Genomic DNA, 901 nt, shown 5'->3' with positions numbered 1-901 from the left:
CTGCTGAAATCTGCGCTTGGCGCGGCAGCCTTCGTCGCATCACCCACATGCGCCCTGGCCGCACCGCCAGGCTTCGACGAATGGCGCGAGAGCTTTCGCGCGCGCGCGATGGCGAAGGGCATTTCTGCCGCGACCTGGCAGCGCGCGATGGCGCGGGTCGAGCCTGACATGAGCGTGTTCAAGCAGATGCGCAACCAGCCCGAATTCCACGAGCAGGTCTGGCAATACATCAACCGCCGCGTCTCCGACTGGCGCATCATCAACGGCAAGATCGCGCTCAAGAACAACGAGGCCCTGCTCGCGCGCATCGAGCGCGACTTCGGCGTCGAGCGCGGCACGCTGCTGGCGCTGTGGGGCGTCGAGTCCGCCTATGGCGATCCGCTGGTGCAGCAGAACCACATGACGCCGGTGTTTCCCTCGCTCGCCGCGCTCGCCTGGAACGAGCCGCGCCGCAAGGCCTATTGGGAGACCGAGCTGATCAACGCGCTGCGCATCGTCGACAAGGGCTGGAGCACGCCGGAGGAGATGAAGGGCTCCTGGGCCGGCGCGATGGGGCATTCGCAATGGATGCCGGAAGTCTGGCTCAATGTCGGCATCGACTATGACGGCGACGGCAAGGTCTCGCCATTCGGCAAGCCCGACGACGCGCTGGGCTCGACGGCAAAGTACCTCGTCAATCGCGGCAAATGGCACCGCGGCGAGCATTGGGGCTACGAGGTGCGGGCATCAGGCGACATGAGCGGCAGCCGCACCTATGCGGCATGGCAGGCGGCCGGCGTCACCCGCGCCGACGGCCAGCCGTTTCCGCAAGCCTCCGCGACCGCGCAGATGTGGACGCCGGTCGCGGGCGGACCGACCTTTTTGCTCGGGCCGAATTTCTACTCGGTGAAGAGCTACAACC

The 901-nt window shown here is 66.7% G+C and carries 1 protein-coding gene; it reads left to right on the top strand.

Annotation, left to right across the window (positions count from 1 at the left end; all coding sequences use genetic code 11):
- On the top strand, positions 1–901 hold a 901-nt coding region (locus tag AC1D00_RS43110; RefSeq protein WP_477014922.1), incomplete at both ends, for a lytic murein transglycosylase.

It is taken from the genome of Bradyrhizobium sp. P2_E8 (assembly GCF_056403875.1).
The sequence above is the reverse complement of the archived record's forward strand: the minus strand, read 5'-3'. Positions and strand labels throughout refer to the sequence as shown.